Origin of the sequence: Nodularia chucula CCY0103, from assembly GCF_963923915.1 — a bacterium.
Classification (GTDB): domain Bacteria; phylum Cyanobacteriota; class Cyanobacteriia; order Cyanobacteriales; family Nostocaceae; genus Nodularia; species Nodularia chucula.
On sequence record NZ_CAWUOL010000032.1, the window covers coordinates 36190 to 45507 of the forward strand.

Consider the following 9318-nt stretch of genomic DNA (forward strand, 5'->3'; position numbering starts at 1 on the left):
GATCAGCATTTTGTACAAGCGGGTTTTCAAGGTTTAATGAGATAAGTTGGAAACTATGACTTATATAGGAATCCGGTTTGATTGCTGAAATTACTCGTAGAGTTAGGGAACAGGGAACAGGGAAAGAAGAATAATGTGTACGGACTTTTTTCAAAAATCAAATAGGAGTCCTATATATATAATTAAATTATAAATACGAAGCTTAAGCGACGTTAGTCTTTCGTCTATTTAATGTTCAAGATAATGTTTGTAAAATTGCTTCAATTTGAGGTTTAAGGTTTGGCAATTCCCGTTTAATCACCAACCAAACAACATCTAAATCGATTTCAAAATAGTTATGAGTTAAAATGTTTCGCATCCCAATCATTTGTGACCAAGGAACATCTGGATTCGCCTCACGAATATCGGCAGACAATACACGTGATGCTTCTCCAATAATTTGTAGGTGTTGAATAAACCAAGTTTGAATTAGTTCGTTTTCTGCAAAAGCTTTCCGACCTTGAACTGCATATTTATTTATCCGTTCTATAGCTTCTAAAATATCACGTAACTTTTCACTATTATCCCTCACAACGGAATTGCCTCATTTAATACTCGCTCTCGAATGCGCGATCGCAATCCCTTTTCTGTGACGATATCGACTTCACAACCCAGTATTTCTTGTAACTCCATCAATAATCCACCCAAATCAAAAAGGCTACGTCCTGTCTCCATTTCAACTAAAAAATCAACATCGCTGTTAACATCAGCTTCACCACGGGCTACTGAGCCAAAAATTCTGATATTATATGCTCCATATTTTGTTGCTATTTGCAAAATTTCTTCCCGTTTGGCTGCCAAAATTTCATAGATATTCATAACTTAATACAAATATGTAGGTCAATTATCAATGCGATGTCTAACGACAAGCCGCGTTGCGTCTACGCATTTTGTAATTTTTTGGAGTTGCGATCGCTCTAGTATTTCTTGCTTCTCAACTTTCATCTTTATAAATATTTTTACGATGTCCGAGTTCCACAACACTCACCACTAGAAGATCGTCGAAAATGTCGTAGATAACGTGATAGTCACCGACTCTAATTCTATAAGCATTTTCTTTACCTTTTAGCTTTTTAACCCCATTTGGACGTGGTTCTGTAGCTAAATCATCAATCTTAATTTTTATACGTTCTTGAAGTTCTGACGGAATTTTTTTAAGTTGCTTCAATGCACCCCTTAATATTTCAACTTTATAACTCACGCAACTTCCTTGTTTATTCCTGTTTCTAGTTCTTTTTTAGCTTCTTCCCATAACACTGAATTATCAAATTTAGCTTCTTTTTTTGCTTTTTCATATACTTTTAAATCTTCTTCTTCCTCTTGTTCTTCGATTGTTTGAAGTAGTGCATAAATCTCATCTAAAGTACAGTCATAAGTCTGATTTAATAGTATGTTAATCTCTTTAATTAATTGTTCACGTTCATTTTCAGTTTTCATTTCTAGACCTCTTTTATTGCAAATATGTGGACAATTCGACCAGACAGAGAGAAATTCACCAGCTGCTGAAAACCTTTGGTTATACGGTTAATTCTCCCTACCCAGCCTATTTACTTCTGTTCACTATTCGCTTCCATATCACAACAACGGGCGGGAGCTATTTGGCTTATGCGGCGATAATCAGCTAGATATTGTTCTAAAACAGCGAATTGAGACACATGGAGACTGTAATAAATCCAGCGTCCTTCTTGACGGGCGTTCACTAAGCGGGCTTCTTTGAGATTTTTGAGGTGAAAAGATAGTTTTGACTGACTCACCCCCAAAGCATCGCACAAGTCACACACACATTGTTCTTGCTTTCGTAACAGTTCCAGTACACCAATCCTAATGGGATCAGAAAGAGCATGAAAGCCAGCAGCAATTAAATGAGAATTGGTAGCAGAGGAGGTGGGCATCAGTGACATTTTTTCAGGATTTCTATCTTTATTGTGAACCAGAGGCTACGGTTTCGGGTTGATAGCGAATACCAGCTTGTTTAAATCTATGCAGAACTTCACCCAAGCGATCGCAATCTGCAATTAAACTTATCCGCACATAGCCCTCACCTGCAACCCCAAAGGCATTCCCAGGGGTGACAACAACGCCTGTTTGCTGCAATACATCTAAGGCAAAATCAGTAGAACCGATACCCACGGGACATTTCACCCACAGATACATTGTGGCGTTGGTTTTGGGAATATCCCAACCTAATTTTCCTAAACCTTCTATGAGAAAATCGCGGCGGGTACGGTAGCGTTGTTGAACTTCATGCAAATACACATCTGGTAGTTGCAATGCGGTTTCGGCTGCGGTTTGCAAGGCTGCAAAAATGCCATAATCCAAGTTGGTTTTGAGGGTGCGTAAGCCTTGAATTACATGGCGGTTCCCCACGACAAACCCCACACGCCAACCAGCCATATTATAGGTTTTTGATAAGGTGTGAAATTCTACACCAATTTCTTTCGCACCGGGAATTTCTAACAAGCTGGTGGGTTGATAACCATCAAAGGCTAATTCGGCGTAACATAAATCATGGACTAGGAGAATTTCATATTTACGCGCAAAAGCCACGATTTCTTCAAAAAATTCCCGGGGGGCGGTGGCGGCGGTGGGATTACTGGGATAGTTGAAATAGAGAATTTTGGCTTGTTCCGCAACTGCATCGGGAATAGCTGCTAAATCTATTAACCAGTTATTTTCCGGTTTGAGAATCAGGCTATGAATTTTCCCCCCAGCAATTAATGGCCCGCGAAAATGGGCGGGATAGGCGGGAGAAGGAACCAGAACGACATCACCAGGATTAATATAGGCGATCGCCAAATGAGTTAATCCTTCTTTAGAACCCAGTAAAGGTAAAGCCTCACTATCGGGATCAAGGACTACACCATAACGGCGATTGTACCAATTAGTGATGGCACGGCGAAAACTAGCAGTCCCTTCAAAGGGCGGATAACCGTGATTGGCGGGATTTTGCAACGCCGCGATCGCTGCCTCTACTACAGGCTGTGGTGTCGCCCCATCAGGGTTTCCCATGCCCAAATCAATTAAATCTAGTCCTTGTTCTCGCGCCTTGGCCTTCAATTCGTCTAGACGGGCAAATACATAAGGCGGTAGCTGTTGTATACGTTCTGCGGGGGTAATCCAATTCAAGCTCATTCCGAAACCTCTTCACTTATTCCCCTAGTGGAAACACGATTTGTTGCTTCTCTACTGTCTGTTGGTGCAGTGGTAGAAATCATCGCCGCCATTAACTGTTCTAGGGCAACTTTAAATGGTAGTCGATGGATGTCAGAATTAGGATCTAAAGCAATTTCCGCAGCTGTTTGTAACTCGCTTAATGTAATGTTGCCCAATCCTAAATCACTTAAATTTTGTGGTAGTCCAATCTCTGCGTAGAACTTTAATAATTGTTGCCGGGCTGATGCCGCTAGTTGATTGCTTTGTAACATTTCTTCTAAACGCAGTTGCACCAAAATACCGTAGGCGACTTTTTCACCGTGGATACTGCTGTGTCCGGAAATGTGAGTTAAGCCATTATGTACAGCATGGGCGGCTACGGTGCGACACTGCGCCCCTCCCAATCCCCCAATTACCCCAGCCAGTAATACGGTAGCATCTACAACTTCTCGCCAAGCTTCACTACCTGGTTCTTTCAGGGCGGTAGCTGACTTTTGCAATAAGATATCTCGTAAAACTCGCGCTTGTTGGACTGCGGAGATAATTAATGTTTGTTGCGAATTACCACTGCTAACTGATGCTTCATACCATTTGGCGATCGCATCCCCAATTCCTGCGACTAAGGTATGTTTTGGTGCAGTTTCAATTAAATCATAGTCAAGGATTAATAAGTCAGGACAGCGAGACAACGCCACATCATAGAGAAACGCCCCGGACTCAGAATAGACATTTGAAAGGGCAGTCCAAGCCGCACAGGTAGCTGCTGAGGTGGGAATTGTCACCACTGGTAACTGCAATTGGTCAGCGACTAATTTTGCTGTATCCAAAGCCTTACCGCCACCGATACCAATAATCACATCAGCTTGATGTTCTTGGGCTGTGTTCCTTAAAGCCTCTAAACTAGCTTCGCAGCAATCTACACCATAGTCAGCCTGGGCTGTCTGGCAATTTAATTTAGCTAAAATTGGTTGTAAATTTTTTTGGGCGTTCGCCTGGGTGGATTTACCTGCAATCATCAACGGACGGTTTCCCAAACGGCTAATTTCTGCTGCTGCTGCTGACAACACGCCAGAACCACGAATTATTTTAGCTGGAGCTACCGTTAGTGTAAATAACGAGCTAGAGGTTTGAGTAGACACAGTTGTAGTAGAGAATTGATTGGGCATATAAATCTAGTTTGCCAAAACCTTGATAATTGTGATTGAACCTCGCATGACTATAAGTCACGAGTGTGCGCCTTGCAGTCATCAAATTTTAAACTTATGTCTAGGAATTTTTGTTTCCATTGGCTTTGATTTATGCCCATGTCTCTCCAACTCTGAACTCCCAGAATTAAGGATTAATAAGTATTATTTTAATCTAAAATTCGTAACTATTGTATAGTGCAATACAACAAATATGTGTAATTTTATTAACACAAACGAGGAGATCAAAAGTATAGTTAATGTCTCCCCGTTGATTCTGGAAAAAACCTCATCTGAGGTCATTGATGACTAGGAAGCCGCAGAATTAGGTAGTTGATCGAATTTTTCCAAATAAACTTCAATGTCCATATCCGTATCTTCACGACTAGCTAATGTGCGCTTGATTTGACCCAAGTAAAGCGGGACAGAAACACCTGGTTCGGGATGAATAATGGTACGGGCGCGAATAGTCAGTTGATTATCGCCTCTTGTGCCTAAACGACCGAAAGAATAGAGATTACTAGCTGCTTGTAGTAAAGTGGCTTCTAATTGGTCGGGGGAAACCGTCGGTGATGTCGCAATTACGGTTTGTGTAGAAGCATTATCATAAACTAGAGTATATTTGACTGCTCCTGGAATGGCAGTGCGACTCAAGGGAACCAAGGAGAGAGAAAATAAACCCGCAGTCAGCACCAGCATAAAGCCAGTTGTACCTACCAGCCGAAAGCGGATACCCCATTTGAGTATAAAAGCCAGGGCTGCGATCGCAGCGAATACTAGTGTGGCAATACCCGACCATTGGGCATACTGAAGAAAGTCAGCTGTTGTAAGCATACAGATGGGTTATTTAGGTGTATTTTCTTAAATGACGGACACACCCATTTTAGCGAGTTGAACCAAATAATATCAGTAAAAATCCCTTAACAAATCTATATAGCGGTTAAGTTCAGCTAAAAGTAATTGCTGGCGATCGCTCACCTGATTCAATTCAAGCATAATTAACTCCCTGCTTTAGATCAATTTTCTGCTATCAGGTAAATGGGAATGCTGACTCCGAAATTTATCTGATAATCTTTTGATGGCTTCTCCCATGATGGCGATCGCGTACATCACTGCTGCGATAGTTTTTGGACTTACGCAAGAACTCTTTGAAACCCTCTTACCTTCGTGTCCTTTGTGTCCTTTGTGGTTCGTTTTTTCATAATTTTGCGTAAGTCCTGATCAACTTTCCCAATTCGGTGTTTATCTGTGGTCAATCAAGTCTTCACCGTACCGATTAAAGCGAGAACTACTATATACAACGCCCCAAACAGCAGCAAAGAACAACCAGGAAATTGTATTTAGGCGGAAGTCAAATAAACTTACATCTACTGTATTGAATATCGCCCATTGTAAAATCACAACAAGATAACTGAAAAATATCAATTTATCTTTTTTGTATAAATAGTTTGGCTTCCGCAACAATTGCACACCTCCAAACGATATCCAGGCCAGACAGCCGAAAAATAAAAGTGCGCTGGGTAAACCAGTTTCAGCCGATAGCATTAAAAATAAGTTGTGGGGATGACCTAAATCAATCTGCATTTGGGCTTTGTAGAGGTCGCCGAAGCTGCGTAAACCCCAACCTGTCCAGGGTCGCTGCTGAGTTAAAGACCAAGCAAATTCCCATTGGGTGGTTCGCATTAAAGCTACTGGTCTATCTGGATACATTTGATCGTTTAACCGCGCCCAAAAGTAAGCCGGAACAATGCGGCGAAATGTTTCTGCAATGGGTGATGGGGCAAAAGCTGCTAACAGAACGCTAGAGATTACACTGGCAACAGCAGCAATAATAATATACCAGCTTTGGTAAAGGGCATAAGCTAAACAGGCCACGACGGCGATCGCCCATCCATTACGTGAGTCAGTTAAAATTAAAGCAGCAAAGCTCGTAATTACTGATACCGTTAACAAAATTGTGGGAATTTTCGACTTTGATCGCCATTTTTCCAAGCACAAGGCTATTCCCAGGGTGAAGGCGATCGCCAAATAAGCCGCAAACAGATTGGCGTGCATGAAAATAGCAGCCATGCGTCCCGGTGGTTCTCCTCCTGAGGCGAGTCCTAAATCTAATACCATCCACAAAACCTGTAACTCAAAACTCCAACCCCAAAACATTTGCCCAAAGCCCAGAATTACCACTGGTACTGAACCAATGACGAAAATTAGGGCGATTTGCCGCAATTGGGCTGTTGTCTGAATTAGGGTGCTGAGTCCAGCAAACAGTACAAAAAATGGTAACAAATTAAACAAGCCTAAAAAAGCCTGTGTTTTATCATCGGCAAGGCTACAACTAATGATTAATAATATACTTAACAAAGCCAATCCCCGGTTTATGGGACTGTGGCTAACACGGTTATATTCTAGTTGGCAAGTTCTTAATGCTGCCAAAAGTATACTCACGCCCCCCAAAAACGGACTCAAGGGAAAAATCAAAAGTGCAATTTGGGTAACATTCCAAGGGGTTTGTAAGGCAGAATGGGGATGATAAAAAGCTAACTTCAAGCTGGCTCCCAATATTCCGCACGAGTGAGACGAATTTGTGCTAAAGCAAATATGGTAGGGATAATCCGACCATAGTTAGTGGAAATTGCTCGCCATCCTAAATCTGCAAAAAACCAAGTCCACATCACCGGCCCAATAAAGCTAAACACACTACGAACAGCCCCATAACGAGCCGCATTCATCGTCATACCCCGTCGCGCCATTTGTAGAGCTACATAGCCTTTAAATTGGTTAGCAGCAGCTTGAGAACCAGCAATTGCCGTCTGTTGAGCTACTTGATATTTAGCAAAATGAATGGCAAATTGTCGGGCTATTTGTTGTAACACCAAGGGCTGAAGAATGGAAGTAACAGCTAAAGCGCTACCACCTTTAACCAGTAATCCCAAAGGATCACGCTGCAATAACAATGGTAGTGGTTGTTTTAAGTCTGACTGGGACAGTTGACGTTGCACCTGCTGATTTAATTTTTGTTTCTCATCTTCGGGTAATTTTTTCCACACCTGTCCTAATAGATGTAAAAATAACTCAGCTTCTAAATCAACGGTTGTCAGTTCATTAGAATAAGGAATTTTCAGATACTTACAGACTTGAATTAATGCTTGGCGGTAAGTTACCTGAGTTGTACGTCCCCGTAATACCGTCATCCCATCTGCTGCTAAAAACCGAAATCGATTTTCTAATGTATCTAACCAAGCTTGATGATTTTGGCTTTGAACCTCTATCGGTTCAGGTGTATGAACATAATCTAGGGGATTAAATTTGCGACTAAACAGAATTGCGGTTAAGTCTTGCAATTCCTCTTCTGTTGCTAGTTCCAGCGCCGCCCTCAGCTCATCCAATTTCTTTTCCTCCCTTCGTGCAGCCTTTATGTAGTTTATTCTACTATTAGCGGTCATTAGTCATTGGAAAGTTACCAACTTCTCCCCACTCCCCTATCCCTAATAACACGAACAAATTATGACTGATATTGTAATAGTTGGCGCTGGAATGGCGGGTTTAATCTGCGCCCAACAATTAACTCAAGCTGGATATTCGGTGTTAGTTGTGGAAAAATCCCGTGGTTTGGGGGGAAGATTGGCTACACGCCGATTATATGGAACTTGGGCGGATCATGGGGCGTGTTATTTAAAGCCTCAAGGTGAATTATTCGGAAATTTGGTACAGTTATTGTGCGATCGCCAGATTTTAGAAGTCTGGAAAAATCCCCATCAACCAGACTCAGCACCCCGTTATATTGCACCACAGGGAATGAATGCGATCGCTAAATTTCTCTCCGCAGGTTTACAAATCCAACTCAATCAACGGGTGACAGCTATTCACCCCACACCTGAAAATAGTTGGTGTCTGACTCTGGAGAGTAACGCACAATTCACAGCGAAAGCCTTAATTTTAGCCATTCCCGCCCCCCAAGCATTGACACTGTTAGCACCATTGGGGGAAGCTATATTAGGTAGAGAATTTATCGATAATTTGAGTTCTGTAGAATTTCATCCTTCTATTAGTGCGATCGCCGGATATCCCGCCACATCCCAACCCTTACCAGATTGGACAGACCGAAAATTTACAGATCATCCTGTTCTAGGATGGATTGGCTTAGATAGCAGCAAACGTCCCCACCCTCAGCAACCTGTATTTGTCTTGCAAAGTAGCGCTAAATTTGCCCAACAGCACTTAGAAACCCCAGATTTAGAACCAGTAGCAAAAGATATCTTGCAACAAGCAGCCCGAAGTTTAGCGCTTCCTTGGCTAGAAACACCAGATTGGATGCAAGTACATCGCTGGCGTTACGCCTTTCCCAGTAGTCCCTGGACAAATCCAGTATTATCCGCCAGTTCTACCATACCTTTAGTCTGTTGTGGTGATTGGTGTGGTGGCTATCTCGCCGAAGACGCAATGATTTCTGGACTGGCTGCATCTGAGGAAATTAATCATTCCCTGCGCCAACTACCTGTACCTAATATGAATGTTCTCAAATTATTTAGCGAATAATTTCATCTATCGCTGGGGTTATTTAGCTCATCGTTAATGCTTAGGAATATTTTTTAAGCATAAATAAACTTTATTAAAGGGGTCAACTTACTTGTTAAATAGTAAACTTTATAAAGTCTCTAGCCAATTTAGCTCATTGTCTGTCAGAGGATTCTTGTACAGTTCGTTAACCTGCCAAAGTCCACTTTGTCTAATTTTTTCTTTGGGTGAATATAGACCTAACCAATTGTTAGAAGGACAACAAAATTGACATAATGAGATACAAGAAATTATTTTTGACTCGATTGATAATCGCTTTTCTTTATCATCTATTTCAACACAAACAAAAGAAAATGATTCTTGAATATAGCTTGATACCCAGAAATGTTGAATCTCGTTACAAAACTTTACATATTCAGGTATAGTAGTT

At 41.5% G+C, this 9318-nt stretch carries 12 protein-coding genes; 1 reads left to right on the forward strand and 11 read right to left on the reverse strand.

Going from position 1 to position 9318, the window contains the following annotated elements:
• Positions 1 to 235 precede the first annotated feature (235 nt).
• The 10 genes from ACM0OP_RS11300 to ACM0OP_RS11345 form a co-directional block, all read right to left on the reverse strand.
• Positions 236 to 571, reverse strand: coding sequence for a HepT-like ribonuclease domain-containing protein (locus tag ACM0OP_RS11300; RefSeq protein ID WP_414528499.1), 336 nt, complete (start codon positions 569 to 571; stop codon positions 236 to 238).
• Positions 568 to 858: a nucleotidyltransferase family protein gene (locus ACM0OP_RS11305; protein WP_414528500.1), complete on the reverse strand. Its 291-nt coding sequence runs from the start codon at positions 856 to 858 to the stop codon at positions 568 to 570. Before ACM0OP_RS11305 ends, ACM0OP_RS11300 begins: the two co-directional genes overlap by 4 nt.
• A gap of 115 nt (positions 859 to 973) precedes the next feature.
• Positions 974 to 1240: a type II toxin-antitoxin system RelE family toxin gene (locus tag ACM0OP_RS11310; RefSeq protein ID WP_414528501.1), complete on the reverse strand. Its 267-nt coding sequence runs from the start codon at positions 1238 to 1240 to the stop codon at positions 974 to 976.
• Positions 1237 to 1476 carry a hypothetical protein gene (locus tag ACM0OP_RS11315; protein WP_414528502.1) on the reverse strand — a complete coding sequence of 80 codons (240 nt, stop codon included), beginning with the start codon at positions 1474 to 1476 and terminating at the stop codon, positions 1237 to 1239. Before ACM0OP_RS11315 ends, ACM0OP_RS11310 begins: the two co-directional genes overlap by 4 nt.
• Positions 1477 to 1586: 110 nt before the next feature.
• Complete coding sequence (locus ACM0OP_RS11320) at positions 1587 to 1931, reverse strand: ArsR/SmtB family transcription factor (protein ID WP_414528513.1); 345 nt, start codon at positions 1929 to 1931, stop codon at positions 1587 to 1589.
• A 28-nt stretch (positions 1932 to 1959) separates the two neighbouring features.
• Positions 1960 to 3171 carry an aspartate aminotransferase gene (locus tag ACM0OP_RS11325; RefSeq protein WP_414528503.1) on the reverse strand — a complete coding sequence of 404 codons (1212 nt, stop codon included), beginning with the start codon at positions 3169 to 3171 and terminating at the stop codon, positions 1960 to 1962.
• Positions 3168 to 4358 (reverse strand): iron-containing alcohol dehydrogenase family protein, encoded by a 1191-nt coding sequence (locus ACM0OP_RS11330; RefSeq protein WP_414528504.1) that lies wholly within the window; start codon positions 4356 to 4358, stop codon positions 3168 to 3170. The genes ACM0OP_RS11325 and ACM0OP_RS11330 overlap by 4 nt, the downstream gene beginning before the upstream one ends.
• A gap of 327 nt (positions 4359 to 4685) precedes the next feature.
• Positions 4686 to 5210, reverse strand: coding sequence for a Ycf51 family protein (locus ACM0OP_RS11335; RefSeq protein WP_414528505.1), 525 nt, complete (start codon positions 5208 to 5210; stop codon positions 4686 to 4688).
• Positions 5211 to 5618: 408 nt separating this feature from the next.
• Complete coding sequence (locus ACM0OP_RS11340; RefSeq protein WP_414528506.1) at positions 5619 to 6920, reverse strand: O-antigen ligase family protein; 1302 nt, start codon at positions 6918 to 6920, stop codon at positions 5619 to 5621.
• Complete coding sequence (locus tag ACM0OP_RS11345; protein WP_414528507.1) at positions 6917 to 7759, reverse strand: YaaW family protein; 843 nt, start codon at positions 7757 to 7759, stop codon at positions 6917 to 6919. The genes ACM0OP_RS11340 and ACM0OP_RS11345 overlap by 4 nt, the downstream gene beginning before the upstream one ends.
• Positions 7760 to 7877: 118 nt before the next feature.
• Between ACM0OP_RS11345 and ACM0OP_RS11350 the strand changes: the two genes are divergently transcribed.
• Positions 7878 to 8909 (forward strand): NAD(P)/FAD-dependent oxidoreductase, encoded by a 1032-nt coding sequence (locus tag ACM0OP_RS11350; RefSeq protein ID WP_414528508.1) that lies wholly within the window; start codon positions 7878 to 7880, stop codon positions 8907 to 8909.
• A gap of 108 nt (positions 8910 to 9017) precedes the next feature.
• Here the strand turns inward: ACM0OP_RS11350 and ACM0OP_RS11355 are convergent.
• Positions 9018 to 9318, reverse strand: a 301-nt coding sequence (locus ACM0OP_RS11355) for a hypothetical protein (RefSeq protein ID WP_414528509.1), incomplete at its 5' end; no start/stop codon positions are given.

What these genes read in the sequence shown, in the direction of transcription:
- ACM0OP_RS11335 (WP_414528505.1), bottom strand. Translation starts at nt 5,210, where the DNA reads ATGCTTACAACAGCTGACTTTCTTCAGTATGCCCAATGGTCGGGTATT.
- ACM0OP_RS11325 (WP_414528503.1), bottom strand. Translation starts at nt 3,171, where the DNA reads ATGAGCTTGAATTGGATTACCCCCGCAGAACGTATACAACAGCTACCG.
- ACM0OP_RS11320 (WP_414528513.1), bottom strand. Translation starts at nt 1,931, where the DNA reads ATGCCCACCTCCTCTGCTACCAATTCTCATTTAATTGCTGCTGGCTTT.
- ACM0OP_RS11315 (WP_414528502.1), bottom strand. Translation starts at nt 1,476, where the DNA reads ATGAAAACTGAAAATGAACGTGAACAATTAATTAAAGAGATTAACATA.
- ACM0OP_RS11330 (WP_414528504.1), bottom strand. Translation starts at nt 4,358, where the DNA reads ATGCCCAATCAATTCTCTACTACAACTGTGTCTACTCAAACCTCTAGC.
- ACM0OP_RS11305 (WP_414528500.1), bottom strand. Translation starts at nt 858, where the DNA reads ATGAATATCTATGAAATTTTGGCAGCCAAACGGGAAGAAATTTTGCAA.
- ACM0OP_RS11350 (WP_414528508.1), top strand. Translation starts at nt 7,878, where the DNA reads ATGACTGATATTGTAATAGTTGGCGCTGGAATGGCGGGTTTAATCTGC.